This is a genomic window from Pseudomonas nitroreducens (assembly GCF_014204515.1).
Lineage (GTDB): Bacteria > Pseudomonadota > Gammaproteobacteria > Pseudomonadales > Pseudomonadaceae > Pseudomonas > Pseudomonas nitritireducens_A.
In genome coordinates this window covers 237,679-262,236 of record NZ_JACHLI010000004.1, presented here as the reverse complement: position 1 = coordinate 262,236, position 24,558 = coordinate 237,679, and the positions used below count along the sequence as shown (strand labels likewise).

27 protein-coding genes are annotated in these 24,558 nt (G+C 66.2%); 17 read left to right on the top strand and 10 right to left on the bottom strand.

Translation table 11 applies throughout. The features are described 5' to 3' along the window. Window positions 1–18: 18 nt before the first annotated feature. A complete protein-coding gene (locus HNP46_RS07710) occupies window positions 19–819 on the top strand; it encodes a DUF4349 domain-containing protein (protein WP_409372414.1) in 801 nt (266 codons plus the stop codon). Window positions 820–864: 45 nt separating this feature from the next. Here HNP46_RS07710 and HNP46_RS07705 read toward each other — a convergent pair whose 3' ends face one another. Then, window positions 865–1,383, bottom strand: a complete 519-nt coding sequence (locus tag HNP46_RS07705) for a hypothetical protein (protein WP_184587420.1) — start codon at window positions 1,381–1,383, stop codon at window positions 865–867. A 148-nt stretch (window positions 1,384–1,531) separates the two neighbouring features. Between HNP46_RS07705 and HNP46_RS07700 the strand changes: the two genes are divergently transcribed. From HNP46_RS07700 to HNP46_RS07655, 10 genes are all read left to right on the top strand, one after another. Beyond that, window positions 1,532–1,777: a type II toxin-antitoxin system CcdA family antitoxin gene (locus HNP46_RS07700; RefSeq protein ID WP_184587419.1), complete on the top strand. Its 246-nt coding sequence runs from the start codon at window positions 1,532–1,534 to the stop codon at window positions 1,775–1,777. Then, window positions 1,777–2,088: a CcdB family protein gene (locus HNP46_RS07695; protein ID WP_184587418.1), complete on the top strand. Its 312-nt coding sequence runs from the start codon at window positions 1,777–1,779 to the stop codon at window positions 2,086–2,088. The genes HNP46_RS07700 and HNP46_RS07695 overlap by 1 nt, the downstream gene beginning before the upstream one ends. A 37-nt stretch (window positions 2,089–2,125) precedes the next feature. Then, a complete protein-coding gene (gene rsxA, locus HNP46_RS07690) occupies window positions 2,126–2,710 on the top strand; it encodes an electron transport complex subunit RsxA (protein ID WP_184587417.1) in 585 nt (194 codons plus the stop codon). Then, complete coding sequence (gene rsxB / locus HNP46_RS07685; protein WP_184587416.1) at window positions 2,707–3,255, top strand: electron transport complex subunit RsxB; 549 nt, start codon at window positions 2,707–2,709, stop codon at window positions 3,253–3,255. The genes rsxA and rsxB overlap by 4 nt, the downstream gene beginning before the upstream one ends. Then, the gene (rsxC, locus tag HNP46_RS07680; RefSeq protein ID WP_184587415.1) at window positions 3,252–5,573 is read left to right on the top strand and encodes an electron transport complex subunit RsxC; all 2,322 of its coding nucleotides are present in this window, start codon (window positions 3,252–3,254) and stop codon (window positions 5,571–5,573) included. Before rsxB ends, rsxC begins: the two co-directional genes overlap by 4 nt. After that, entirely contained in the window at window positions 5,573–6,613 is a 1,041-nt protein-coding gene (locus HNP46_RS07675) for an RnfABCDGE type electron transport complex subunit D (RefSeq protein ID WP_184587597.1), read from the top strand. The genes rsxC and HNP46_RS07675 overlap by 1 nt, the downstream gene beginning before the upstream one ends. Further along, a complete protein-coding gene (gene rsxG / locus HNP46_RS07670; protein WP_184587414.1) occupies window positions 6,610–7,245 on the top strand; it encodes an electron transport complex subunit RsxG in 636 nt (211 codons plus the stop codon). The genes HNP46_RS07675 and rsxG overlap by 4 nt, the downstream gene beginning before the upstream one ends. Then, complete coding sequence (locus tag HNP46_RS07665) at window positions 7,238–7,951, top strand: electron transport complex subunit E (protein WP_184587413.1); 714 nt, start codon at window positions 7,238–7,240, stop codon at window positions 7,949–7,951. The genes rsxG and HNP46_RS07665 overlap by 8 nt, the downstream gene beginning before the upstream one ends. Continuing rightward, complete coding sequence (gene nth / locus HNP46_RS07660; RefSeq protein WP_184587412.1) at window positions 7,948–8,586, top strand: endonuclease III; 639 nt, start codon at window positions 7,948–7,950, stop codon at window positions 8,584–8,586. The genes HNP46_RS07665 and nth overlap by 4 nt, the downstream gene beginning before the upstream one ends. A gap of 107 nt (window positions 8,587–8,693) precedes the next feature. After that, window positions 8,694–8,876 carry a PA3496 family putative envelope integrity protein gene (locus tag HNP46_RS07655; protein ID WP_017521020.1) on the top strand — a complete coding sequence of 61 codons (183 nt, stop codon included), beginning with the start codon at window positions 8,694–8,696 and terminating at the stop codon, window positions 8,874–8,876. Between the two features lie 170 nt (window positions 8,877–9,046). Here the strand turns inward: HNP46_RS07655 and ppnN are convergent, their stop codons facing one another. The 4 genes from ppnN to HNP46_RS07635 form a co-directional block, all read right to left on the bottom strand. After that, window positions 9,047–10,441 (bottom strand): nucleotide 5'-monophosphate nucleosidase PpnN, encoded by a 1,395-nt coding sequence (gene ppnN / locus HNP46_RS07650; RefSeq protein ID WP_184587410.1) that lies wholly within the window; start codon window positions 10,439–10,441, stop codon window positions 9,047–9,049. A 296-nt stretch (window positions 10,442–10,737) separates the two neighbouring features. Further along, window positions 10,738–11,130 (bottom strand): lactoylglutathione lyase, encoded by a 393-nt coding sequence (gloA, locus tag HNP46_RS07645; RefSeq protein ID WP_184587408.1) that lies wholly within the window; start codon window positions 11,128–11,130, stop codon window positions 10,738–10,740. Between the two features lie 95 nt (window positions 11,131–11,225). Beyond that, window positions 11,226–12,443: an argininosuccinate synthase gene (locus tag HNP46_RS07640; RefSeq protein WP_184587406.1), complete on the bottom strand. Its 1,218-nt coding sequence runs from the start codon at window positions 12,441–12,443 to the stop codon at window positions 11,226–11,228. Between the two features lie 132 nt (window positions 12,444–12,575). Then, entirely contained in the window at window positions 12,576–13,574 is a 999-nt protein-coding gene (locus tag HNP46_RS07635) for a flagellar protein MotY (protein ID WP_184587404.1), read from the bottom strand. 138 nt (window positions 13,575–13,712) lie between these two features. Between HNP46_RS07635 and pyrC the strand changes: the two genes are divergently transcribed. Both pyrC and rnt read left to right on the top strand, forming a co-directional pair. After that, window positions 13,713–14,759, top strand: a complete 1,047-nt coding sequence (gene pyrC, locus HNP46_RS07630) for a dihydroorotase (RefSeq protein WP_138212518.1) — start codon at window positions 13,713–13,715, stop codon at window positions 14,757–14,759. Further along, window positions 14,756–15,436: a ribonuclease T gene (rnt, locus tag HNP46_RS07625; RefSeq protein WP_184587402.1), complete on the top strand. Its 681-nt coding sequence runs from the start codon at window positions 14,756–14,758 to the stop codon at window positions 15,434–15,436. The genes pyrC and rnt overlap by 4 nt, the downstream gene beginning before the upstream one ends. 198 nt (window positions 15,437–15,634) lie before the next feature. Here the strand turns inward: rnt and HNP46_RS07620 are convergent, their stop codons facing one another. Next, window positions 15,635–16,237, bottom strand: coding sequence for a peroxiredoxin (locus HNP46_RS07620; protein WP_184587400.1), 603 nt, complete (start codon window positions 16,235–16,237; stop codon window positions 15,635–15,637). 262 nt (window positions 16,238–16,499) lie between these two features. Between HNP46_RS07620 and HNP46_RS07615 the strand changes: the two genes are divergently transcribed. Together HNP46_RS07615 and bfrB are read left to right on the top strand one after the other, a co-directional pair. Then, a complete protein-coding gene (locus HNP46_RS07615) occupies window positions 16,500–16,715 on the top strand; it encodes a bacterioferritin-associated ferredoxin (protein ID WP_045209834.1) in 216 nt (71 codons plus the stop codon). 220 nt (window positions 16,716–16,935) lie between these two features. After that, a complete protein-coding gene (gene bfrB, locus HNP46_RS07610) occupies window positions 16,936–17,412 on the top strand; it encodes a bacterioferritin BfrB (RefSeq protein WP_024765400.1) in 477 nt (158 codons plus the stop codon). A gap of 48 nt (window positions 17,413–17,460) precedes the next feature. Here the strand turns inward: bfrB and HNP46_RS07605 are convergent, their stop codons facing one another. The 3 genes from HNP46_RS07605 to HNP46_RS07595 form a co-directional block, all read right to left on the bottom strand. After that, window positions 17,461–18,624, bottom strand: coding sequence for an MFS transporter (locus tag HNP46_RS07605; protein WP_184587398.1), 1,164 nt, complete (start codon window positions 18,622–18,624; stop codon window positions 17,461–17,463). A 64-nt stretch (window positions 18,625–18,688) separates the two neighbouring features. Further along, a complete protein-coding gene (grxD, locus tag HNP46_RS07600; protein WP_184587396.1) occupies window positions 18,689–19,015 on the bottom strand; it encodes a Grx4 family monothiol glutaredoxin in 327 nt (108 codons plus the stop codon). A gap of 132 nt (window positions 19,016–19,147) precedes the next feature. Continuing rightward, window positions 19,148–21,241 (bottom strand): molybdopterin oxidoreductase family protein, encoded by a 2,094-nt coding sequence (locus tag HNP46_RS07595; RefSeq protein WP_184587394.1) that lies wholly within the window; start codon window positions 21,239–21,241, stop codon window positions 19,148–19,150. A 314-nt stretch (window positions 21,242–21,555) separates the two neighbouring features. Here HNP46_RS07595 and argF point away from each other — a divergent pair, with 314 nt between their 5' ends. Together argF and HNP46_RS07585 are read left to right on the top strand one after the other, a co-directional pair. Continuing rightward, window positions 21,556–22,473: an ornithine carbamoyltransferase gene (gene argF, locus HNP46_RS07590; RefSeq protein ID WP_184587392.1), complete on the top strand. Its 918-nt coding sequence runs from the start codon at window positions 21,556–21,558 to the stop codon at window positions 22,471–22,473. A 17-nt stretch (window positions 22,474–22,490) separates the two neighbouring features. Further along, window positions 22,491–23,552 carry an ABC transporter ATP-binding protein gene (locus HNP46_RS07585; RefSeq protein WP_184587390.1) on the top strand — a complete coding sequence of 354 codons (1,062 nt, stop codon included), beginning with the start codon at window positions 22,491–22,493 and terminating at the stop codon, window positions 23,550–23,552. On the opposite strand, the gene HNP46_RS07580 is transcribed toward HNP46_RS07585, so the two are convergent. Next, window positions 23,549–24,493 (bottom strand): electron transfer flavoprotein subunit alpha/FixB family protein, encoded by a 945-nt coding sequence (locus tag HNP46_RS07580; protein ID WP_184587388.1) that lies wholly within the window; start codon window positions 24,491–24,493, stop codon window positions 23,549–23,551. The genes HNP46_RS07585 and HNP46_RS07580 overlap by 4 nt on opposite strands. Between the last annotated feature and the right edge of the window lie 65 nt (window positions 24,494–24,558).

Below are 24,558 nucleotides of genomic sequence, written 5' to 3'. Positions count from 1 at the left end.
AGGAGGCCATCGATGAAACTGCACCACTGGGCGGCGCTCGCACTGACCGTCGCCCTCGCCGGCTGTAGCGGCCCTTCCGAACACGGCGCCGGCGCAGGCGTCGCTTTCCAGGGGGAAGCGGCGAAAGCCGGCGCCTTCCTCGCCTATGAACATCAGGTCGGCATCCGCCTGGCCAGCGAACGCATCGACGCGCAGCTGGCGGCGTCCCGCGATGCCTGCCAGCAGGACCGTTTCGGCCATTGCGACCTGATCGCCATCGAGCAGAGCGGCGACAGCCAGATGCGCCGGGCGCATCTCGTAGTGCGCATCGTTCCCGAGGGCGTCGAGAAGCTGGTGGCACTGGCCGCCGAAGGCGGGCAACTGCAGAGCCGCAGCACCCAGGCTGAAGACCTTGCCCAGGCGGTCAGCGACAACCAGCAGCTGCGCGACCGGCTGCAGCGCGAATACCAGACCCTGCAAAGCTTCCAGGGCCGCAAGGACATGAGCGTCAGCGACCTGTTGGCGCTGGCCAAGGCCACCGCCGAGGTGGAGCAGCAACTGCACGCCGCCAGCCAGGACGCCGCCCAGCAGCAGCGCCGTATTGCCACCAACCTGCTGACCCTGGACTTCTCCAGCGAATACCAGCCCACCGGCCGCTGGTCGCGCATCGGCAACGCCTTCAGCAACTCCCTGGAAGAGCTCACCGACGGCACCGTCAACGCCATCCAGATGGCCGCCTTCGGCCTGCCGATACTGGTCGTGCTGCTGATCGCCGGGCTGATCCTGCGCTGGCTGTGGCGCAGGCTCGGCAGACGGCGCGGCGCGCACAAGGCCGACTGACGCGGCTCAAACTCGGAGCTCAACGCCGGGGCTCGGGCCCTGGCGTTACTGAGCATCCTCGCAATCCACATCGCCGCCGCCCAGGTGCTCGAAGCCCTCAAGGTAGAGGCACGAGGCATCCGACGCGCAGTCCTGCAGCGAAGCGTTGCTCAGGTTGTCCCGCGAGGTGGGGTCGTCCAGGTTTACCTGCGGGAAGATGTCGGCCACCTCCTCCGCGGTCATGATCCTGTCGAAGGTGACGTTGACCGATTGCAGGCGTCCGTACTCCCAGTCCAGGTCCACCGCCGCGATGCGCGGATCAAGCTGGCGCACCAGCGCTTCCGGTAGCTGCGGCCCGGCGTAGCTGAGGTCGGTGTCGTGGCAGGCGTCGCCCCAGTTGCTCAGCTTCCTGCTCGCCGCACAGCCGAACTGCGCGTCAGCCTGACCGGTGCGCTGCTCCAGCAGGCAGGCGAAATCCGCCACGCCCATGCGCGGCCAGGCGACCAGGTCGGCGGTGGTGAACGGCGCGGCCGAAGCCAGGCCACTGGAGAACAGCAGGCAGAGGGCGGTGAAGCGTCTGGGCATGAAAGTGTCCGTGAAGGTTGCCGAGCGAGTTCGGCAACCGCCGATACTCCTCCTGCCGGCCCCGCTACCGCAACTGCTTTACAGCGCAGGAAGATTGTTCCCGTCCGGCAATGCGCATAACCTATGCGCATCTACCGTGGAGGTGCCCATGCACACGACCTACGATCCCCAGGCGCCGAAGAAGGCCACCAATCTCAGCCTCAACAGCGACCTGCTCAAACAGGCCCGCGAGCTGGACGTGAACCTGTCGGCGGTACTCGAGGAGGCGCTGGCCGATGTGGTCAAGGAGCGCCTGGCCCAGCGCTGGCTGGAGCAGAACCGCGAAGCGATAGAAACCTACAACCAGCACGTCGAGGAAACCGGCGTGTTCAGCGACGGTCTGCGGAGCTTCTGATGACGCAGTTCGACCTCTACCGCAACGCCAACCCGCGCACCTGCAAGGCGATCCCGCTGCTGCTGGATGTGCAGAGCGATCTGTTGGCCTCGCTCAACACGCGCATGGTGATTCCGCTCAGCCGCGCCCAGGGACTGGCCGGCATCAACCGGCTGATGCCGGCAGTGAGCGTGGGCGACGAGAGCCTCCTGTTGCTGACCCCACAGATGGCCGGCATCGCCCGCCGCGAACTGGGCGAGCCGGTGGGCAGCCTGGCGCACCTGCGCCTGGAGATCATCGCCGCCATCGACCTGCTGATCAGCGGAATCTGAGCATGAACAGCCCACGCCAGTGCACAGGCCGCCGGCCATGACCGAACTCGCCCTGATCCTGGTCAGCGCCATCCTGGTCAACAACTTCGTGCTGGTGCAGTTCCTCGGCATCAGTCCGTTCATGGGCGTGGCGCGCCGGATCGAGACGGCGCTCGCCCTGGCCCTGGCCACCACCTTCGTCCTCACGCTGTCCTCGGCGCTGGGCTACCTCCTCGAGCGCTACGTGCTGCAACCGCTGGACGTGGAGTTCCTGCGCACCATCGGCTTCGTCCTGGTGATCGCCGTGGTGGTGCAGTTCACCGAGTTGCTGGTGAAGAAGACCCGGCCGCGGCTGGTCGATGGGCTGGGCGTCTTCCTGCCGCTGATCACCACCAACTGCATCGTGCTGGGCGTGGCGCTGCTCAATGCGCGCAACGCCGGGTCCGGTTTCCTGCAATCCACCCTGCTGGGCTTCGGCGCCGGACTGGGCTTCACCCTGGTGCTGGTGCTGTTCGCCGCCCTGCGCGAACGCATCGCCCTGGCCGACGTGCCCAAGCCGTTCCAGGGCGCGGCCATCGGCATGCTCACCGCCGGGTTGATGTCCCTGGCGTTCATGGGCTTCAGCGGAATGCTCAAGCCATGAGCGCGGCGCTGCTGATCATCCTCGTCTGCCTGGCTGGCGTCGTGGCGTTGCGCCGTGCCTCCACGCGGGTGAAGGTCGCTGCTGAACCCCTCGCTGCGCGAGTCAACGACCTGCTGCCGCAGACCCAGTGCGGCCAGTGCGGCTACGCCGGCTGCAAGCCCTACGCCCAGGCCATCGCCGAGGGCGATGCGATCAACAAGTGCCCGCCCGGCGGCGCCGCGACCATCGCCGCCCTCGCCGAGCTGTTGCAGGTCCCGGCGCCACCGCTGGATGGCGTCGAGACAGCGCCACGCGTGGCCTACATCCGCGAGGCCGAGTGCATCGGCTGCACCAAGTGCATCCGCGCCTGCCCGGTGGACGCCATCGTCGGCGCGGCCCGGCTGATGCACACGGTGATCAGCGACGAATGCACCGGCTGCGACCTGTGCCTGGAACCCTGCCCGGTGGACTGCATCGAGATGCGCGAACTGCCGCCGCGCGTCGCCGACTGGCAATGGCCGCAGCCCGATCGACTGATCCACCGCGACCGGGAGCAGGCGGCATGAACGCCCAGGTGTGGAGCTTCCCCGGCGGCCTGAGCCTGCCGGCGAACAAGCAGCAGTCCACCGCGACGCCGATCCAGCGCCCACCGCTGCCGCAGCGCCTGGTGCTGCCGCTGCAACAGCACAGCGGCGACGCCGCCGTGCCTTGCGTCGCAGTCGGCCAGCGCGTGCTAAAGGGCCAGTTGATCGCCCAGGCTGGCAGCGCCATCAGCGCCGCGCTGCATGCACCGACGTCCGGAACGGTGATCGAGATCAGCGCGCAGCCCTACCCGCATCCTTCCGGGCTGACGGCGCCCGCCATCGTCATCGACAGCGACGGTGCCGAGCAATGGACGACGCTGGAGCCCGTTGCGGACTACGCCGCTCTCGCCGCCGACGTACTGCTGGAACGTATCCGCCAGGCCGGCATCGCCGGCCTGGGCGGCGCCGGCTTCCCCACCGCTGCCAAGCTGGCCTCTCGCCGGCGGGACGAGCCGCTCACCCTGATCATCAACGGCACCGAGTGCGAGCCCTATATCAGCGCCGACGACCTGCTGATGCGCGAGCGCGCCGCCGAACTGGTGCAAGGCATCGAAGTGCTGATGCACATCCTCCAGCCGCAGCAGGTGCTGCTCGGCATCGAGGACGACAAGCCCGAAGCCATCGCCGCCGTGCTGGCCGCCATCGGCGAGCGCAGCATCCGTCTGCAGGTGGTGGAGACCCGCTATCCCGCTGGCGGCGAGCGCCAGCTGATCCAGCTCCTCACCGGCCGGGAAGTCCCCTCCGGCGGGCTGCCGGCGGACATCGGCATGCTCTGCCTGAATGTCGGCACCGTGGTCGCCGTGGCGGACGCCATCCTGCGCGGGCGGCCGCTGATCTCGCGCATCACCACCCTCACCGGCGCTGCGCTGGCGCGCCCGTGCAATGTCGAAGCGCTGATCGGCACACCGGTCGGCGAGCTGCTGGACTTCGCCGGTCTCGACCCGGCGAAGCTGGATCGCCTGCTGCTCGGCGGCCCGCTGATGGGCGACAGCCTGCCCGCGCTGGAGGTGCCGCTGCTCAAGACCGCCAACTGCCTACTGGCCGCCACCCGCGACGAGCTGCCGGCGCCAGCACCAGCCATGCCCTGCATCCGTTGCGGCGACTGCGCGCAGGTCTGCCCCGCCAGCCTGTTGCCGCAACAGCTGTACTTCTTCGCGGAACACCACGACCAGTTGATGGCGCACAATCTATTCGACTGCATCGAGTGCGGCGCCTGTGCCTACGTCTGCCCGTCGAGCATCCCGCTGGTGCAGGCCTACCGCGCGTCCAAGGCGGCTATCCGCGAACAGCAACAGCGTCAGTCGAAGGCTGCGCACTGGCGCCAGCGCTTCGAGCAGCGCCAGGAGCGCCTGCGCCGCGAGGAAGACCAACGCGCCGCCGAACGCCTGGCCCGCCAGGAGCGCGCGGCGCGCTTGCAGGAGCAGCAGCCCACGGCCGAAACGCCCGCGACGCCGGCTGCGCAGTCGGTCATCGACAGGGTCAAAGCCGAGAAAGCCGTGGGCAACGCGCCGGACCAGCTCAAGCGGCTGAAGATCGACGCGAGCATGGCCCAGGTCGCGCTGAAGAAAGCCGAGAAACAGCTGGCTTCCCACGACACCGAACAATTGCGCGCCCAGGTTGCCGAACTGCGCATCGCCGCTGAAGCAGCGAAAGCCGCGCTGGCCGCCGTCGAAGCGCAAAGCGCCAACCCGGAGCCAGTCCCCGCCGCCACTGCCGCGACGAACGAAGCTGCCTTGAAGAAAGCCAGGATCGACGCCGCCATGGCCCGCGCGCAATGGAAGAAAGCCGCGAAGGCCTTCGGCGAATCGCCCGCCGACGAGCAGTGCGCCACCCTCGCTGCCTTGCGCGAGGACGTCGAACGCATCGAACACCAGCTCAACGAACTGCAGGGGGCTGCCATGCCGATCGAACCCAAAGCCGAGCCGCCCATCGACGGCGTCCTCGCCCTGCGCCAGGCCAAGCTGGCCTACATCGCCCAGCGCGATGCCCTGCGCGCCGCTGAGCGCGAAGGCGCCACCACCGAGGAACTGGAAGCGATCCGCCGGACGCTGGCCGAGGCCGAACAGGCCCTGCACGCCGCCGAGGATGCCAGCGGCAAGGCGCCGCCGGACCTGGTGCGCACCGACAAGCGCCCGGTGAGCAACGCCCTGCGCGCCGCCAAGACCGAGCTGGCCTATGCCCGCGCCGACCTGAAGAAGCTCGAACGCGAAGGCGCCGGCGAACCCGCCCTGGCCGCTGCCCGCGAGCGCGTGCAGGTGGCCGAGCACGCCGTCGCCGATGCCAGCGGTGAAGCGCCTTGATAAAGCTGCCGCGCTTCAGCTCGCCCCACGCCAGCGGCGCGAATCGCACGCAGAAGGTCATGCTGACCCTGCTGGCCGCCTGCACTCCGGGCGCACTGGTGCTGATCGGCCTGTACGGCGTCGGCACGCTGTTCAACCTGCTCTGGTGCAGCCTGCTCTCCCTCGCCACCGAAGCGCTGATGCTCAAACTGCGCGAGCGCCCGGTGACGTTCTTCCTCAAGGACGGCAGTGCACTGGTCACCGCCGTGCTGCTCGCCCTCGCCCTGCCGCCCTATGCGCCCTGGTGGCTGAGCGCGGTGGCCACGGTATTCGCGCTGATCTTCGGCAAGCACCTGTACGGCGGCCTCGGGCAGAACCCGTTCAACCCGGCGATGGTCGGCTACGCCGCAGTGCTGGTGTCCTTCCCGCAACTGATGAGCCAGTGGCCGGCGCCGGACAGCACGCTCGGAGTCGGCGAAGGCCTCGGGCAGATCCTCGGCTTCGCCAGCCTGGCGCCGGACGCCTGGGTCGGCGCCACGGCGCTGGACGTGGTGCGCAACAACCACAGCCTGACCATGGAAGAACTGCTGGTGCAGTCCCCCGCTTTCGGCAGCGTCGGCGGGCGCGGCGCGGAGCTGGTCAACCTGGCCTTCCTCGCCGGCGGGCTGTTCCTGCTCTGGCGCCGGCTGTTTACCTGGCATGCCCCGGTGGGCATGCTCGGCGGCCTGTTCGTCATGAGCCTGCTGTTCTGGAACGGCAGCGGCTCCGACTCCCACGGCTCGCCGCTGCTGCACCTGTTCAGCGGGGCGACCATGCTCGGCGCCTTCTTCATCGTCACCGACCCGGTCTCCGGCGCCACCAGCAACCGTGGCCGGCTGCTGTTCGGCATCGGCGTCGGCGTGTTCACCTACATGATCCGCGCCTGGGGTGGCTACCCGGAAGGGCTGGCGTTCGCCGTGCTGCTGATGAACCTCGCCGCGCCGACCATCGACCACTTCACCCGCCCGCGCACCTATGGCCACCAGAAGCCCGAGCGCGGCTTCAAGGCGGATGAACGATGAACCGCGCCGTGCTGAAGAATGCCCTCGTACTGGGTCTGCTTGTGGTGATCGCCGCCGGCCTGGTGGCAGCCGTCCACCAGTTCACCGCCCAGCGCATCGACACCGCCCAGCGCGACGCGCGTGGCCGCACGCTGCTGGAACTGCTGCCCAAGGGCAGCTACGACAACCACCCGCTGGAAACCGCAGTCAGCACCTTCGATCCCGCTCTGCTGGGGCGCGACGAGCCGGCGCCGGCCTATATCGCCCGTTTTCAGGGCCAGGCCACGGCGGTGATCCTGCAACCGGTGGCGCGCGACGGCTACGGCGGCTCGATCCACCTGCTGGTCGGCGTGACCGCACAGGGTCGCCTGCTCGGCGTGCGAGTCGTGGCGCACCACGAGACACCGGGCCAGGGCGATCGCATCGAGCCGGGCAAGAGCGACTGGCTGCACGGCTTCGACGGCCACTCGCTGAACGACCCGGGCGCAGCCGGCTGGAAGGTGAAGAAGGACGGCGGCCAGTTCGACCAGTTCGTCGGCGCCACCGTCACTCCGCGTGCAGTGGTCAAGGCCACCCACCTGGCGCTGCAGTATTTCGACGCGCACAAGGCGCAGCTGCTCGCCCCGGCGGCCTCCGGAGGTACCGATGAATAGCCCCGGCTACCGCGACATCGCCCTGCAGGGCCTGTGGAAGAACAACCCCGGTCTGGTGCAGCTGCTCGGCCTGTGCCCGCTGCTGGGCACCAGCAGTTCCATGGTCAGCGCCCTCGGCCTGGGGCTGGCGACTGTCTGCGTGCTGGTCTGTTCCAGCATTGCCGCGTCGTTGCTGCGCAGCAGCCTGAGTGAGACGGTGCGCCTGCCCGCCTTCCTGCTGATCAGCGCCACCCTGGCCACCTGCGTCGAACTGCTGATGCAGGCCTGGCGCTACGAGCTGTACGAGGTGCTGGGCATCTTCGTTCCGCTGATCGCCACCCACTGCGTGATCCTCGGCCGCGCGCAATCCTTCGCCTCGCACAACAAGGTCGCGCGCTCGGCCTTCGACGGCCTGATGATGGGCCTGGGCTTCGCCCTGGTCCTGCTGATCCTCGGCACCCTGCGCGAACTGCTCGGCCATGGCACTCTGCTGGCCGGCATGGAGCTGCTGTTCGGCCCTGGTGCCGCCGACTGGAAGCTGCAGATTCCTGGCTATCAGGGCCTGCTGCTGGCCGTCCTGCCCCCCGGCGCCTTCCTGCTGCTGGGCCTGCTGCTTGCACTGAAGAACCGTATTGATGAAAGCCTGGCGGACCGCGCCAAGGCGCCAGCGGGCGACGCACCCGCGACCGAGCGCCAACGCGTCCGCGTGACCGGAGTGATCGAATGAATGCCGCCAAGCGCGCGGAGATTTTCCGCCGACTCAAGGAAGACAATCCCAACCCCGAAACCGAACTGGCCTACAGCACGCCCTTCGAGCTGCTGATCGCGGTGCTGCTCTCCGCCCAGGCCACCGACGTCGGGGTGAACAAGGCCACTGCCAAGCTCTATCCGGTAGCCAATACCCCGGAGGCGATCTACGCCCTGGGCGTGGAAGGCCTGTCGGAGTACATCAAGACCATCGGCCTGTACAACAGCAAGGCGAAGAACACCATCGAGACCTGCCGCATCCTCATCGAGAAGCACGGCGGCCAGGTCCCGGAGAACCGCGAAGACCTCGAAGCCCTGCCGGGCGTGGGCCGCAAGACCGCCAACGTGGTGCTCAACACGGCTTTCCGACAGCCGGCGATGGCGGTGGACACCCACATCTTCCGCGTCTCCAACCGCACCCATATCGCGCCGGGGCGCAATGTGCTGGAAGTGGAGCGCAAGCTGCTCAAGTTCGTGCCCAAGGAATACCTGCTCGATGCCCACCACTGGCTGATCCTGCATGGCCGCTACGTCTGCAAGGCACGCAAGCCGCAGTGCGGCAGCTGCCGGATCGAGGACTTGTGCGAGTTCAAGCACAAGACTTCGGACGATTGAGCGTTATGGGAAAATTCCTTCAGCCTGATTGAAAAAATCTTTTTTACCGTCCGGGCCTTTGTCGATATAAGGGGCGCCAACACACCCCGTGTTGTGGAGTGCACCGAATGGCAAACGACAAAGAAGACCTCGAACTCGAGGACGATGTCAGCACAGACGACAGCGATGACGGCGCGGAAGCCACCGCAGAGGTCGCCAAGACCAACCTGACCAAGCGCCGCATCATCGACAACTACCTGGAAGAACGTCGCCTGCAGCGCCAACTGTCCGACTACGATTTCGATCTGTAAGCCTGCTCCTGAACGAAAGTCCCAAGCGAAGTACCTGCATGAAAAAGCCCCGCATTCTGGCGGGGCTTTTTGTTTGTGCTGTCAGGCTGACTCCGCGGTATCCGCTGACTCGAACGGCTCCCTCTCCCAGAGGGAGAGGGGACTGTCCTCTGCCAAGCGCGGGCCCTGAGTCAGTCGGCCATTGCTGGACTGCGCTGCACCACCCGATAGCACGGCTCGTAGGCCGCGCCACCCGGCAGCTTCATGCGGTGCTGCTCGACGAACGCCTGCAGCAGCGCATCCAGCGGTTCCATGATCGCGGCGTCGCCGTGGATCTCGTAGGGGCCGAACGCCTCGATCATGCGGATGCCCTGCTCCTTGACGTTGCCGGCGACGATGCCGGAGAACGCCCGGCGCAGGTTCGCTGCCAGCTCGTGGGGCGGCACGTCGCGACCCAGGTCCAGGCTCGCCATGTTCTCGTGGGTCGGTTCGAACGGACGCTGGAAGCCCTCGTCGATCTTCAGCAGCCAGTTGAAGTGGTAGGCGTCGTTGCGCTCGCGGCGGAACTGCTTGACCCGCTTGAGCCCCTGGCTCATCTCCCGCGCCACTTCCGCCGGGTCGTCGATGATGATGCGGTAGCGCTGCTGCGCCGCCTCGCCCAGCGTCGCGCCGACGAAGGCGTGCAGCTGCTCGATGTACGCCGCCGCGCTGCGCGGGCCGCTGAGCACCAGGGGGAACGGCTGATCGGCGTTGTCCGGGTGCATCAGGATACCCAGCAGGTAGAGGAACTCCTCCGCCGTACCGACCCCGCCGGGGAACACGACGATGCCGTGGCCGAGGCGGACGAAGGCCTCCAGGCGCTTCTCGATGTCCGGCAGGATCACCAGCTCGTTGACGATCGGGTTTGGCGCCTCGGCGGCGATGATCCCCGGCTCGGTCAGGCCGATATAGCGGCCATCGGTGATGCGCTGCTTGGCATGGCCGATGGTGGCGCCCTTCATCGGGCCCTTCATCACGCCCGGGCCGCAACCGGTGCAGACATCGAGGCTGCGCAGGCCCAACTCGTGGCCGACCTTCTTGGTGTACTTGTACTCGTTGGTGCTGATGGAATGGCCGCCCCAGCAGACGACGATCTTCGGCTCCACGCCGGCGTGCAGGGCGCGGGCATTGCGCAGCAGGTGGAAGACGTAGTCGGTGATGCCCGCCGAGCTGTCCAGGCCGAAGCGCCGGCTGTTCAGCGCGTTCTGCGTGTAGACGATGTCGCGCAGGGCGCTGAACAGCATCTCGCGGGTACTGGCGATCATCTCGCCGTCGACGAAGGCGTCGGCCGGCGCGTTGAACAGCTCCAGGCGCACGCCGCGGTCCTGCTGATGGATTTCCAGCTCGAAGTCGCGGTAGGCGTCGAGGATGTGCTTGGCGTTGTCGATCTGCGTGCCGGTATTGAGGATGGCCAGGGCACACTGGCGGAAGAGCTTGTAGGTGCTGCCCGAGCCCGCTTCGCTGAGCTGGTGGACTTCACGTTGGGAGAGGGTTTCAAGGCTGCCCTTGGGGCTGACCGAGGCGTTGTTAACCGGTCTTGGGGACATGCTGTATTCCTTGACGATGGAGGCCGGGCGCTGGCGCGCGGGCCTTCCGGTAAATCGATGCGGCCGTCCATTCAGCCGTTGTTGCAGGGGGCGTCACGGCGGGGATTCTTCGGCCCGCAGCGCGCTCCTTCTGACTCTGACAAGCGAATGGCGGAAACTGCTTCCGCAATCGACGCTTCCAGCGTCGATGCCCCTTGAGTATGAACGCTGTGGTGACTTTCTGATGACAGCCGGAAAAGAAAAACCCCGCCAGGGCGGCGGGGTTTTCCGGAGACACATCGCCAGCAGGCGAAGGATCAGTCCTTGCGCTGCGGGCTGAGCAGCTCGATCTTGTAGCCGTCCGGGTCTTCGACGAAGGCCAGGATGCTGGTGCCGTGCTTCATCGGGCCCGGCTCGCGGGTGATCTTGCCGCCGCGCGAGCGGATGTCCTCGCAGGCCTTGTAGACGTCGGCCACTTCCAGGGCGATGTGGCCGTAGCCGCTGCCCAGCTCGTACTTATCCACACCCCAGTTGTAGGTCAGCTCGATGACGCTGTTGTCGTCCTCGTTGCCGTAGCCGACGAAGGCCAGGGTGAACTGGCCGTCCGGGTAATCCTTGCGACGCAGCAGGGTCATGCCCAGAACTTCGGTGTAGAAGGCGATGGATTTGTCCATGTCGCCGACGCGCAGCATGGTGTGCAGCAGTCTCATCGATGCTTTCCTCATCAGGTGCCCGGTTGGCGGGCTTATAAACACAAACCCCGGCTCGTGGCCGGGGTTTGCTTGTCACGGGAGACGCAAGCTTATCAGAACAGCTTGCGGCCCTTGTTCGCGGCAATGCGCATGCGCAGTGCGTTGAGCTTGATGAAGCCCGCGGCATCGGCCTGGTTGTAGGCGCCGCCGTCTTCCTCGAAGGTCGCAATGTTGGCATCGAACAGCGAGTCGTCGGACTTGCGGCCGACCACGATGACGTTGCCCTTGTACAGCTTCAGGCGCACGACGCCGTTCACGTGTTCCTGGGAGGCATCGATCATCTGCTGGAGCATCTCGCGCTCCGGGCTCCACCAGTAGCCGGTGTAGATCAGCTTGGCGTAGCGCGGCATCAGCTCGTCCTTCAGGTGAGCGACTTCGCGGTCCAGGGTGATCGACTCGATGGCGCGGTGCGCCTTGAGCATGATGGTGCCGCCGGGGGTCTCGTAGCAGCCACGGGACTTCATGCCGACATAGCGGTTCTCGACGATGTCCAGACGGCCGATACCGTTGGCGCCGCCGATGCGGTTCAGCTCGGTCAGTACCTGGGCCGGAGTCATGTCCTTGCCGTCGATGGCGACGATATCGCCCTTGCGGTAGGTCAGCTCGATGTAGGTGGCAGCGTCAGGGGCCTTCTCCGGGGAGACGGTCCACTTCCACATGTCCTCTTCGTGCTCGGTCCAGGTGTCTTCCAGCACGCCGCCTTCATAGGAGATGTGCAGCAGGTTGGCATCCATGGAGTACGGCGATTTCTTCTTGCCGTGGCGCTCGATCGGGATGTTGTGGGTTTCGGCGTAGTCCATCAGCTTCTCGCGGGACAGCAGGTCCCACTCGCGCCAGGGAGCGATGACCTTGACGCCCGGCTTCAGCGCATAGGCGCCCAGCTCGAAACGCACCTGGTCGTTGCCCTTGCCGGTGGCGCCGTGGGAGATGGCGTCAGCGCCGGTGGCGTTGGCGATCTCGATCAGGCGCTTGGCGATCAGCGGACGGGCGATGGAAGTACCCAGCAGGTACTCGCCTTCGTAGACGGTGTTGGCGCGGAACATCGGGAACACGAAGTCGCGGACGAACTCTTCTCGCAGGTCCTCGATGAAGACTTCTTTCACGCCCATCTGCTTGGCCTTGGCGCGGGCCGGTTCGACCTCCTCGCCCTGACCCAGGTCGGCGGTGAAGGTCACCACTTCACAGTTATAGGTATCCTGCAGCCACTTCAGAATCACGGAGGTATCCAGGCCACCGGAATACGCCAGGACTACCTTCTTCACGTCCGCCATGCCACTCAACTCCACGGGGGTTGTCTCGAAAGGGTCCGATTCTACTGCTCGCCTGGAATAATTTACAGAGGGGCGACAGCTTTTGACGACAAAGCGACAAATACTATCGTCGGTGCGACCCGCCGCCGCAGCTTACCCCTTGGGTGCGGCAGGCGGCGTGACGGCCGGATTGGTGGCGTTGCTTGCAGGCGCTGCCGGGGCGCCCCCGGCTGGGGCGCTGGCGGCGCCGGGAGCCGCTGCGGCGGGTGCTGGCGGGGGATCGGCAGGCGCTTGGTCGACGACCGCCTCGCGGGACAGGTTCACCGTCACCCGGCGATTCTTCGCGCGGTTGGCGGCGGAGTTGTTCTTCACCAGCGGGTAGCGCTCGCCATAGAAGCGCACGGTGATCTGCGATTCGGCCACGCCATTGGCCTTCAGGTACTCCATCACCGCAATGGCGCGGCGGCGCGAAGCCTCGCGATTGGCCAGGCGGTTGCCGCTGTTGTCGGAATGGCCGTCCAGTTCGATGCGGTTCACCGTCGGGTCGGCCTTCATGTATTGCAGGATGATCTCCAGCTTGGCGCGGCCCAGGGCGTCGACCTCGGTACCGCCGTCGGGAAAGCTGATCTGGCTCTGACGCACCTGGTCGAAGTTGACCGGGAGCATCTTCGTCGAACAATCCTGGAATTGCGCGTATCCGTCGGCGAAACGCGTGGGCATCAGCCGCACCAGCAGGTTGTCGCCGGTACGCGTGCGGTGCCGCACTTCCGGTGCACGGCCTTCCAGCAGGCCGCCGAGCAGGCGCCCGGCCTGCTGCTGGGTGCTGTTGAACGGAACGTCGCCCGAACCGACCTGCACCGAGCCCAGGTTCAGGTCGCCCTGCCCCGGCCGCCACGGCGGCGCGGCGGCCAGCAAGGTTGCCGAGCCACTGCCCAGCCAGCCGGTCTGCGGCTTGAGGCGGAAGGTCGGCTGCTCGCCGGCACGCCAGACGAATTCGCCCAGGCCGAAACCGGCCACGCTCTGCGACAGCCGGCACTCGAACTGATCGCCCGCCACCGTCCATTGCGCACTCTCCATGCGCGTCTGGAAGGTCAGCCCCCAGGCCGGAAGGCTGGCGCAGAGAGCGAGCAGGAGAAGAGAGGGCTGGCGCACGATGGCTTCCATACAGGTAAAGAGGCGTCCCAGATTCTATCGGTCGGCCTCGGCAAAACTTGATAGCGAGTGCCGGCGACGGCCTTTTCCGGTAGCATTTCACCCTCTTCCCGCTGCAACCGCCTCCCTGGAATCCGCATGTCCGACCGCCTGACACTTCTGCGCCCCGACGACTGGCACATCCACCTGCGCGACGGCGCCGCTCTCGCGCAAACCGTCGGCGACGCCGCCCGCACCTTCGGCCGCGCCATCATCATGCCGAACCTGGTGCCGCCGGTACGCAACGCCGCCGAAGCCGACGCCTATCGCCAGCGCATCCTCGCCGCCCGCCCGGCCGGCAGCCGCTTCGAGCCGCTGATGGTGCTCTACCTCACCGACCGCACCAGCGCCGAGGAAGTCCGCGCCGCCAAGGCCTCCGGCTTCGTGCACGCCGCCAAGCTGTACCCGGCCGGCGCCACCACCAACTCCGATTCGGGCGTGACCAGCGTCGACAACATCTTCCACGTGCTCGAAGCCATGGCCGAAGTCGGCCTGCCGCTGCTGGTGCACGGCGAGGTGACCCGCGCCGAGGTCGACGTGTTCGACCGCGAGAAGCGCTTCATCGACGAGCACCTGACCCGCGTGGTCGAGCGATTCCCGACCCTCAAGGTGGTCTTCGAACACATCACCACCGGCGATGCCGCCGCCTTCGTCAAGGCCGCCCCGGCCAACGTCGGCGCCACCATCACCGCGCACCATCTGCTCTACAACCGCAACCACATGCTGGTGGGCGGCATCCGCCCGCACTTCTATTGCCTGCCGATCCTCAAGCGCAACACCCACCAGGAAGCCCTGCTGGATGCCGCCACGAGCGGCAGCCCGAAGTTCTTCCTCGGCACCGACTCGGCTCCCCACGCGCGCCACGCCAAGGAAGCCGCCTGCGGTTGCGCCGGCTGCTACACCGCCTACGCCGCCATCGAGCTGTACGCCGAGGCCTTCGAGCAACGCAAGGCGCTGGACAAGCTGGAAGGCTTCGCCAGCCTCCACGGCCCGGACTTCTACGGCCTGCCGCGCAACAGCGACCGCATCACCCTGGTCCGCGAAGAATGGGAAGCCCCGGCCTCCCTGCCGTTCGGCGACTTCGACGTGGTCCCGCTGCGCGCCGGTGAAAAACTGCGCTGGCGCCTGCTGGAGACCGAGGCATGAGTGACGAGAACGAAATCTTCGAAGAAGAACTCGACGGTTCCTTCCCGCCCGGCCCGCGCCACCCGATGGCGCGCCGCTTCCGTGGCTACCTGCCGGTCGTGGTCGACGTCGAGACCGGCGGCTTCAACGCCGGCACCGACGCCCTGCTGGAAATCGCTGCCGTGACCATCGGCATGGACGACAGCGGCTACCTGTTCCCGGAGCACACCTACTTCTTCCGTGTGGAGCCCTTCGAAGGCGCCAACATCGAACAGGCGGCGCTGGAGTTCACCGGCATCAAGCTGGACCACCCGCTGCGCATGGCCGTGCCGGAAGAACAGGCGCTGACCGAAATCTTCCGGGGCATCCGCAAGTCGCTGAAGTCCAACGGCTGCAAGCGGGCAATCCTGGTCGGCCACAACAGCAGCTTCGACCTGGGCTTCCTCAACGCCGCAGTCAACCGCAGCGGCGTGAAGCGCAACCCGTTCCACCCGTTCTCCAGCTTCGACACCGCCACGCTGGCCGGTCTCGCCTACGGCCAGACCGTGCTGGCCAAGGCCTGCCAGACCGCCGGCATCGAGTTCGACAACCGCGAGGCGCACTCGGCGCGATACGACACCGAGAAGACCGCCGAGCTGTTCTGCGGCATCGTCAACCGCTGGAAGGAATTCGGCGGTTGGATGGAAGACGATCACTGATCGCTGCTTCGTGAATTAAAAGCCCCGCACTCGCGGGGCTTTTTCTTTGGCAATTCGTAGGAGCGGACTCCGTCCGCGATGGCATCCGGTGCGACGCGAGCCTATCGCGGACGGAGTCCGCTCCTACGCCAATCACACACGCTCGACCGTGCATGAAAAAGCCCCGCCGAAGCGGGGCTCTTTCATGCAGCAGCAGCCTTACAGCTTGCCGGCGTTCTCGGCCAGGTAGGCAGCGACGCCTTCGGGCGAGGCGGTCATGCCCTTGTCGCCCTTCTTCCAGTTGGCCGGGCAGACTTCGCCGTGCTCCTCGGTGAACTGCAGGGCATCCACCAGGCGCAGCAGCTCGTCCATGTTACGGCCCAGCGGCAGGTCGTTGATGATCTGCGAGCGCACCACGCCGTTCTGGTCGATCAGGAAGGCGCCGCGGAAGGCCACGCCGCCTTCGGACTCGACGTCATAGGCCTTACAGATCTCGTGGCTGATGTCGGCGGCCAGGGTGTACTTCACCGGGCCGATGCCGCCCTTGTCCACCGGGGTGTTGCGCCAGGCATTGTGGGTGAAGTGGGAATCGATGGAGACGCCGATCACCTCCACGTTGCGCGCCTGGAACTCGGGAATGCGGTGATCCAGGGCGATCAGCTCGGACGGGCAGACGAAGGTGAAGTCCAGCGGGTAGAAGAACACCAGGCCGTACTTGCCCTTGATGGCTTCGGACAGTACGAAGCTGTCGACGATCTCGCCGCTGCCCAGCACGGCAGCCACGTTGAAATCGGGGGCTTTCTTACCGACGAGTACGCTCATTTCCTTCTCCTTGAGAGTGAGGCGCTGCGGAGCCAGGCACCCTGCCCGGTCAAAACTGCCGTGCTTGAGGGGCTGCCGCTCCAGGGGGGAGCCATCATACACCGCGGGCGCGAAGCCTTCATCCACGCGGTCTCGACGCTAACTCCTTGAACCCGTTAACCATTTATCGGCTGGCCGAAATGAGATCCCGTCAACTTTTGACAATCATTCTCATTATTATTAGTATCGCTTCCAACAACCCCACAGCGACTGAAGTGCACATATGTACGTCTGCCTCTGCAACGGTGTCACCGATACCCAGATCCGCGATGCGATCTACGACGGCGCCTGCAATTACCGCGAAGTGCGCGAATGCACCGGTGTCGGCACCCAGTGCGGCAAGTGCGCCTGCCTGGCCAAACAGGTGGTCCGCGATACCCTCGGCGAGCTGCAGAGTGCCCAGTCGATGAACTACAACCTGGCCTACGCGGCGGGCTGAGAAAAAATACCGCTGATCAGTTCAGCAGATATTCCGAAGAAACCGGGCCTAGGCCCGGTTTTTTTATGCCTGTAATTCAGTGGTTTAGCGTCAAGTTGCGGAATGAAAACATTCGCATTCATATTCCTTTTTATAACAATTTCAAGGACTTATGTTTGACAGATGGTTATAAGGGCGCGAGAATTTCAATCTCTCCCACTCCACACGGCAGGACCCCGGCATGAAAGGCGACAAGAAAGTCATCCAGCATCTGAACAAGATCCTCGGCAACGAGCTGATCGCCATCAACCAGTACTTCCTGCACTCGCGCATGTGGAACGACTGGGGCCTGAAGCGCCTTGGTGCCCACGAGTACCACGAGTCCATCGATGAGATGAAGCACGCCGACAAGCTCATCGAACGCATCCTGTTCCTCGAAGGCCTGCCCAACCTGCAGGACCTGGGCAAGCTGCTGATCGGCGAGAACACCCAGGAAATGCTGCAGTGCGACCTGAACCTGGAACTCAAGGCCACCAAGGACCTGCGCGACGCCATCGTGCATTGCGAAAGCGTGCATGACTACGTCAGCCGCGACCTGCTCAAGGACATCCTCGAGTCCGAGGAAGAGCACATCGACTACCTGGAAACCCAGCTGGGCCTGATCCAGAAGGTCGGCCTGGAAAACTACCTGCAGTCGCACATGCACGAAGACGACTGATCAGGCACAAGGCACCGGCGCGGTTGTGGACGCCGGTGCCCTTCCCTTCTAGGCGTTCGCCTTTGGCGGACGGCGCACCAGTGACGCCTTGAGCACCAGCCCGGCGCACAGTCCCACCACCACCAGCAAAGACAGGCGCAAGCCCACGTGCTCGGCGAGGAAGCCGATCAGCGGCGGGCCCATCAGCAAGCCGCCATAACCGAACGACGCCACTGCTGCCACGCCACGCGACGGCTCGACGCCCGGCCGGTTGCCGGCTGCGCCGATCAGGATCGGCACCACCACCGACAGTCCCGCGCCCACCAGGGCGAAACCGGCAATCGCGCCGGCCACCCAGGGGCTGAACAGCGCCAGGAACATGCCCGCAATCGCCAGCAGCGCGAGGTTACGCACCAGCGCCTCGTCGGCGAAGCGCACGCGCAGGCGATCACCGAACAGCCGGCCCAGCACCATGGTCGCGGAGAACGCTGCGAAGCCCAGCGCCGCCAGGCGTTCGGAGGCGCCCAGCACCTGGTGCAGCAGCAAGGCGCCCCAGTCGGCGACCGCCCCTTCGGAAACGAAAGCACAGAGGGTCAGCAGCCCCAGGCCGATCAGCGCCGGTGGCGGCAGGCGCCAGCCACGTTGGGCTGGCGCCTCGTCCTCCAGCGGTTCCGGACGTCCTTCGAACAGGTTTCGGGCGAAGAATGGCAGGATCGCCACGGCGATCAACGCCAGCAGGCTGAAATGCCAGATCGGTGCGAGATCGGCAAAGGCTGCTGCGCCGACGGCTCCGACCAGGCCGCCCAGGCTGTACATGCCGTGCAGGCTGGAAATGCATGGGCGACCGAGGCGCCGCTCGACTTCCACCGCCTGGGTGTTCATCGCCACGTCCATGGTCGCAAAGGTCAGGCCGACGGCGAGGAAGCCCGCCGCCAGCACCCAGACATCCTGCGCCAGCCCGAGCAGAGGGAAGGTTGCCATCAGCGCCAGCCCGGAAATTACCGTGATTGCCCGGCTGCCATAGCGACGCACCAGCGCACCGGCGAAGGCGAACGCCAGCAGCGCACCGAAGCCTGCGCCCAGCAGGGCCTGGCCCAGTTGCTGCTCGTCCACCCCGGTCATGCTCTTGAGGGCCGGCACCCGCCCCATCACGCTGCCGTGGACCATCCCGCCCATGGCGAAGCAGTATCCACACGCCCAGCGCGCGGCGTTGGCCCGCGTCTGTTCAGTCATTGTTTATTTCTTCCCAAAAACAAAGCCCCGCCAAGGCGGGGCTTTGTGCGACAGCACGAAAGACTCAGGCGTTGGCCTTGGCTACGGCGTCCTTGATCAGCGGTTGCAGCTCACCCTTTTCGAACATCTCGGCCAGGATGTCGCTGCCGCCGACCAGCTCGCCACCGACCCACAGTTGCGGGAAGGTCGGCCAGTTGGCGTACTTGGGCAGGTTGGCGCGGATTTCCGGGTTCTGCAGGATGTCGACGTAGGCGAACTTCTCACCGCAAGCCATCAGCACCTGCGCGGCGCGGGACGAGAAACCGCACTGGGGAGCGTTCGGCGAACCCTTCATGTACAGCAGGACAGGGTTGCTGGAGATCTGCTCTTTGATGGTATCGATGATATCCATGAACTTCCTCGGCTTAACTTTCAGATACTGACCCGGCAGTCCCCACGGTGGGCTTTGGCCGGCACGGTACCGCGCATTGTACTGCAAAGCCGAGTGCAACGCTCGGCTTTGCAGGTGACGTGCGTCAGCTCGTCAGGCCGCCTCGACCTCCACCGGCACGCCGTTGAGCGCGGTGTTGCCGGAGAGCGCGTCGAGGTGGCGTTCGTCGGTCAGGTCGTTGGCGCTGGCGCCACCCTGCTCGCGGGCAATCGACAGCTGCACGCCCGGCCGCCCGTGCCCCCAGCCGTGGGGCAGGCTGACCACACCGGCCATGACTTCGTCACTGGCGGCCACTTCGATCTCGATGCTGCCGACCCGCGAACGCACCCGCACCTTCTGCCCGTCCACCAGCCCGCGCGTGGCCAGGTCCTGCGGGTGCATCAGCAACTGGTGGCGCGGCTTGCCCTTCACCAGGCGGTGGTAGTTGTGCATCCACGAGTTGTTGCTGCGTACGTGACGGCGGCCGATCAGCAGCAGTTGGTCGATGGCATGGGACTGGCTGTCAGCGAAACGGCGCAGGTCATTGAGGAAGATGTCCGGCGCCGCCTCGATGCTGCGGCTGGCCGTCTTCAGGCGCGGTGCCAGGTTCGGCTGCAGCGGGCCCAGGTCCAGCCCGTGGGGATGCTCACGCAGCCGCGCCAGGTTCAGCTTGTGCTCGCTGGCGTCGCCATAGGGGCCAAAGCGCAGGCCCATCTCGATCATCTGCTCCGGCGCCAGGGTCGGCTTGAGCTCGTTGCCCAGGCGCGCAGCGAAAGCCCTGGCCAGGCCGACGAAGATTTCCCAGTCGTGCAGGGCGCCTTCGGGTTTGCGCAGGATCGCCTCGTTGAAACGGGTGACGTTGCGCACCGCGAAGACGTTGAAGGTGGTGTCGTAATGATCGTGCTCCAGCGGCGCGGTGGGCGGCAGGATCAGGTCGGCGTAGCGGGTGGTCTCGTTGATGTAGAGGTCGACGCTGAGCATGAACTCCAGGCCGTCCAGCGCCTGCTCCAGGCGTCGGCCATTGGGCGTGGACAGCACCGGGTTGCCGGCCACCGTCACCAGCGCACGCACCTGCCCTTCGCCTTCGCTGAGCATCTCTTCAGCCAGCGCCGCCACCGGCAGTTCGCCGCCGTATTCCGGCAGGCCAGAGACGCGGCTCTGCCAGCGGTTGAACGCGCCGCCCGCGGTGGTCGCCACCAGATCGACCGCCGGTGTGGTGCACAGCGTGCCGCCGACGCGGTCGAGGTTGCCGGTGACCAGGTTGATCAACTGCACCAGCCACTGACAGAGGCTGCCGAAAACCTGGGTGGAAACGCCCATTCGCCCGTAGCAAACGGCCTTGTCGGCAGCGGCGAATTCCCGCGCCAGTTGGCGAATATCCTCGGCGGGCACACCACAGCGCGCGGCCATGGCTTCCACCTTGAACGGCGCCAGCGCTTCGCGCACCGCCTCCAGGCCGTTGACTGGCAGGGAGGTCTCGCGGGTCAGTTCTTCGCTGAGCAGCGTGTCGAGGATGCCCAGCAGCAAGGCTGCGTCTTCGCCAGGGCGGACGAACAGGTGCTGGTCCGCCAGCGCCGCCGTCTCGGTGCGGCGCGGATCGACCACCACCAGCTTGCCGCCGCGCGCCTTCAGCGCCTTCAGGCGCTTCTCCACGTCCGGCACGGTCATGATGCTGCCGTTGGACGCCAGCGGGTTGCCGCCCAGGATCAGCATGAAATCGGTGTGGTCGATGTCGGGGATCGGGATCAGCAGGCCGTGGCCGAACATCTGCTGGCTGACCAGGTGGTGCGGCAGTTGGTCCACGGAGGTCGCCGAGTAGCGGTTGCGGGTCTTCAGCTGGCCGAGGAAGTAGTTGCTGTGGGTCATCAGCCCATAGTTGTGCACGCTGGGATTGCCCTGATAGACCGCCACCGCGTCGTTGCCGTGGCGTTGGCGGATGTCCGCCAGACGCGTGGCGACCAGCTCGAAGGCCTCGTCCCAACTGATCGGCTGCCACTCGTTGCCGACGCGACGCACCGGCTGGCGCAGACGGTCCGGGTCGTTCTGGATGTCCTGCAGGGCCACCGCCTTGGGGCAGATGTGGCCGCGGCTGAAGCTGTCCTGGGCATCGCCCTTGATCGAGAGGATGCGCTCATCCTCGGTCTCGATGGTCAGGCCGCAGATGGCCTCGCACAGATGGCACGCACGGTGGTGGAGGGTCTTGCTCATGGCTCGCCTCGTTCTTGTTGTCGCCGGCGCCTCAGGGGGCCGGTCGCGGGGTCGAAAGCACTATGAATCCTGGCTGGAGGATGCACCACCAGCTTCCGTCGGGTGAATCGCGGGACATCAGGAACGACCATGTTGAAGCCGCGCCCGACGGGCCCTCCGGGCGAAACTTGCGTAGATCCGTCATTTCCTTATAGGATCGCGCCTTCCCCCATTTCCCGCTCCATGCGGTCCCGCCGCAGGTTCAGCCCGTTTTTTCTCACGAAAGCCGGTCGGTACCTCGGCCTGATTCTGAGAATAAGTAGTAGGTACGAACCATGAGCGCACGTCACTTCCTCTCGATGCTGGATTACACGACCGAAGAACTGCTCGGTCTGATCCGCCGCGCCAGCGAGCTGAAGGACCTGCGCGACCGAGGCGTGCTCTACGAACCGCTGAAGAACCGCGTGCTGGGGATGATCTTCGAGAAGGCCTCGACCCGCACGCGGATATCCTTCGAAGCCGGCATGATCCAGCTCGGCGGCCAGGCCATCTTCCTCTCCCCGCGCGACACCCAGCTGGGTCGTGGCGAACCGATCGCCGATGCCGCGCGGGTCATGTCGCGGATGGTCGATGCGGTGATGATCCGTACCTTCGCCCACAGCAACCTGATCGAGTTCTCCGAGAACTCCCGCGTGCCGGTGATCAACGGCCTGTCGGACGACCTGCATCCCTGCCAGCTGCTGGCCGACATGCAGACCTTCCACGAGCATCGCGGCAGCATCGCCGGCAAGACCGTGGCCTGGATCGGCGACGGCAACAACATGTGCAATAGCTACATCGAGGCGGCGATCCGCTTCGATTTCCAGCTGAACGTGGCCTGCCCGGCAGGCTATGAGCCGAACGCCGCGCTGATGCAGCAGGCTGGCGAGCGCGTGAAGATCTTCCGCGCACCTAGCGAAGCCGTGGCCGGCGCCCATCTGGTGAGCACCGACGTCTGGGCCTCCATGGGCCAGGAAGACGAAGCGGCCGCGCGCCTGCGCCTGTTCCAGCCATATCAGGTAACACGTGCGCTGCTCGACGGCGCGGCGGCGGATGTACTATTCATGCACTGCCTGCCGGCCCACCGTGGCGAAGAGATCAGCGAAGACCTGCTGGACGACACGCGCTCCGTGGCCTGGGACCAGGCGGAAAACCGTCTCCACGCGCAGAAAGCCCTGCTCGAACTGCTGGTCGAGCACGCGCATTACGCCTGATCCCTGTTTAGAGTCCGATGACCCAACCGCTGCTGCTCACCCTCGACGATCTTTCCTGTGGCTATGAACAGCAGCGTGTGGTGCAAGGCGTCAGCCTGCACCTGAACGCCGGCGACATCGGCTGCCTGCTCGGCCCCTCGGGCTGCGGCAAGACCACCACCCTGCGCGCCATCGCCGGTTTCGAGCCGGTGCAGAGTGGCCGCATCGAACTGGCCGGCGAAGTGATTTCGCGCCCCGGCTTCACCCTGTCACCGGAGAAGCGCCGGATCGGCATGGTGTTCCAGGACTACGCGCTGTTCCCGCACCTGTCGGTGGCGGACAACATCGCCTTCGGCATCCGCAAGGACCCCGAGCGCGAGCGCATCGTCGGCGAGCTGCTGGAACTGGTGAAGCTCGGTGGCCTCGGTCAGCGCTTCCCCCACGAACTCTCCGGCGGCCAGCAGCAACGCGTGGCCCTGGCCCGTGCGCTGGCACCGCAGCCGCAACTGCTGCTGCTCGACGAACCCTTCTCCAACCTCGACGTGGAGCTGCGCCGCCAGCTCAGCCACGAGGTGCGCGACATTCTCAAGGCGCGCGGTACCAGTGCCATCCTGGTGACTCACGATCAGGAAGAAGCCTTCGCCGTCAGCGACCATGTCGGCGTGTTCCGCAACGGCCTGCTGGAACAGTGGGACACCCCGTTCAACCTCTACCACGAACCGCAGACGCCCTTCGTCGCCAGCTTCGTCGGCCAGGGCTACTTCATTCGCGGACAGATGTGCGGCACCGACGCAGTGCAGACCGAACTGGGCCTGCTGCGCGGCAACCGCGCCTACAGCCTGCCGGACGGCAGCGCGGTGGACGTGCTGCTGCGCCCGGATGATCTGGTGCCCGCCGCCGATGGCGCGCTGAAGGCGCGGATCGTCGGCAAGTCATTCCTCGGCGCGGCGACGCTCTATCGCCTGCAATTGCCGACCGGCACCCAGCTGGAGTCTTTGTTCCCCAGCCATGCGGACCATCAGCCGGGCGACGAAGTAGGCATCGGCGTGGCCGCCGAGCATCTGGTGCTGTTCCCGGCCCAGGGCAGCGTGGCGCTCTAGGCGAGCGCCTTCGCTAATTCCGGCAGCAATTCGAACAGGTCGCCCTGCAGACCGTAGTCGGCGATCTCGAAAATCGGCGCGTCCGGATCGAGGTTGATCGCGGCGATCACCTTGGCGTCCTTCATCCCAGCCACATGCTGCACTGCACCGGAAATCCCCACGGCGAGATAGAGCTGCGGCGCGACGATGCGCCCGGACTGGCCGATCTGCAGCTCCGCCGGCGCAAAGCCCGCATCCACCGCTGCCAGCGAAGCCCCCACAGCCCCGTGCAGACGATCCGCCAGGGGATAGAGCGCAGCGAAGCCTTCCGCCGTCTGCAACCCGCGACCACCAGCGACTATGACATCTGCCGACTCCAGCGCCGGGCGCTCGAAGTCCGGATGCTCCTCGTCCTGCCACTGCGAAAGGCCGAGATCGCCCGGCCCGTCGATGCGCTCCAGCTCAGCGTGACCACCTGTGGTGGCGACCGGGTCGAACGCCGTAGGACGAATACCCAGCACCGCGACTGGCCCCTCGCAGCGCACGGTGGCGATGGCGTTGCCGGCGTAGATCGGGCGCTGGAAGGTTTGCTCGTCGATCACGGCGGTGACGTCGGACACGGCGTCCACATCCAGCAAGGCCGCGATGCGCGGCAGGCAATCACGACCCACGGCGGTGGCCGGCGCGAGGATGTGGGTGTAGCGCGGCGCCAGACTGACGACCAGCGCAGACAGGTTTTCCGCCAGCAGGTGGTCGTAGGCCGTGTCGTCCGCCAGCAGAACCCGCGCCACCCCGTCGATGCATCGGGCGCGCCCGGCCAGGTCGCCGAGGCCGCTGCCGGCCAGCAGCAGATGGACCTCGCCACCGATCTGTCGGGCAGCCGCGAGGGCGCTCAGGGTCGCCGGAGCGAGAGCGGCGGGGGCGCCGGTGGATGGATAGTCAGCGATGAGCAGGATTGCCATGGGCTTGCCTCCTTTCGGACGCGCCGCGCAGGAGCGACGCGGCCGTGAATGAAGGCAAGGGTACG

Coding starts and splice junctions, on each gene's coding strand:
- HNP46_RS07705 (WP_184587420.1), bottom strand. CDS start 1,383: ATGCCCAGACGCTTCACCGCCCTCTGCCTGCTGTTCTCCAGTGGCCTG.
- HNP46_RS07700 (WP_184587419.1), top strand. CDS start 1,532: ATGCACACGACCTACGATCCCCAGGCGCCGAAGAAGGCCACCAATCTC.
- HNP46_RS07695 (WP_184587418.1), top strand. CDS start 1,777: ATGACGCAGTTCGACCTCTACCGCAACGCCAACCCGCGCACCTGCAAG.
- rsxA (WP_184587417.1), top strand. CDS start 2,126: ATGACCGAACTCGCCCTGATCCTGGTCAGCGCCATCCTGGTCAACAAC.
- rsxB (WP_184587416.1), top strand. CDS start 2,707: ATGAGCGCGGCGCTGCTGATCATCCTCGTCTGCCTGGCTGGCGTCGTG.
- rsxC (WP_184587415.1), top strand. CDS start 3,252: ATGAACGCCCAGGTGTGGAGCTTCCCCGGCGGCCTGAGCCTGCCGGCG.
- rsxG (WP_184587414.1), top strand. CDS start 6,610: ATGAACCGCGCCGTGCTGAAGAATGCCCTCGTACTGGGTCTGCTTGTG.
- HNP46_RS07665 (WP_184587413.1), top strand. CDS start 7,238: ATGAATAGCCCCGGCTACCGCGACATCGCCCTGCAGGGCCTGTGGAAG.
- nth (WP_184587412.1), top strand. CDS start 7,948: ATGAATGCCGCCAAGCGCGCGGAGATTTTCCGCCGACTCAAGGAAGAC.
- HNP46_RS07655 (WP_017521020.1), top strand. CDS start 8,694: ATGGCAAACGACAAAGAAGACCTCGAACTCGAGGACGATGTCAGCACA.
- ppnN (WP_184587410.1), bottom strand. CDS start 10,441: ATGTCCCCAAGACCGGTTAACAACGCCTCGGTCAGCCCCAAGGGCAGC.
- gloA (WP_184587408.1), bottom strand. CDS start 11,130: ATGAGACTGCTGCACACCATGCTGCGCGTCGGCGACATGGACAAATCC.
- HNP46_RS07640 (WP_184587406.1), bottom strand. CDS start 12,443: ATGGCGGACGTGAAGAAGGTAGTCCTGGCGTATTCCGGTGGCCTGGAT.
- pyrC (WP_138212518.1), top strand. CDS start 13,713: ATGTCCGACCGCCTGACACTTCTGCGCCCCGACGACTGGCACATCCAC.
- rnt (WP_184587402.1), top strand. CDS start 14,756: ATGAGTGACGAGAACGAAATCTTCGAAGAAGAACTCGACGGTTCCTTC.
- HNP46_RS07620 (WP_184587400.1), bottom strand. CDS start 16,237: ATGAGCGTACTCGTCGGTAAGAAAGCCCCCGATTTCAACGTGGCTGCC.
- HNP46_RS07615 (WP_045209834.1), top strand. CDS start 16,500: ATGTACGTCTGCCTCTGCAACGGTGTCACCGATACCCAGATCCGCGAT.
- bfrB (WP_024765400.1), top strand. CDS start 16,936: ATGAAAGGCGACAAGAAAGTCATCCAGCATCTGAACAAGATCCTCGGC.
- HNP46_RS07605 (WP_184587398.1), bottom strand. CDS start 18,624: ATGACTGAACAGACGCGGGCCAACGCCGCGCGCTGGGCGTGTGGATAC.
- grxD (WP_184587396.1), bottom strand. CDS start 19,015: ATGGATATCATCGATACCATCAAAGAGCAGATCTCCAGCAACCCTGTC.
- HNP46_RS07595 (WP_184587394.1), bottom strand. CDS start 21,241: ATGAGCAAGACCCTCCACCACCGTGCGTGCCATCTGTGCGAGGCCATC.
- argF (WP_184587392.1), top strand. CDS start 21,556: ATGAGCGCACGTCACTTCCTCTCGATGCTGGATTACACGACCGAAGAA.
- HNP46_RS07585 (WP_184587390.1), top strand. CDS start 22,491: ATGACCCAACCGCTGCTGCTCACCCTCGACGATCTTTCCTGTGGCTAT.
- HNP46_RS07580 (WP_184587388.1), bottom strand. CDS start 24,493: ATGGCAATCCTGCTCATCGCTGACTATCCATCCACCGGCGCCCCCGCC.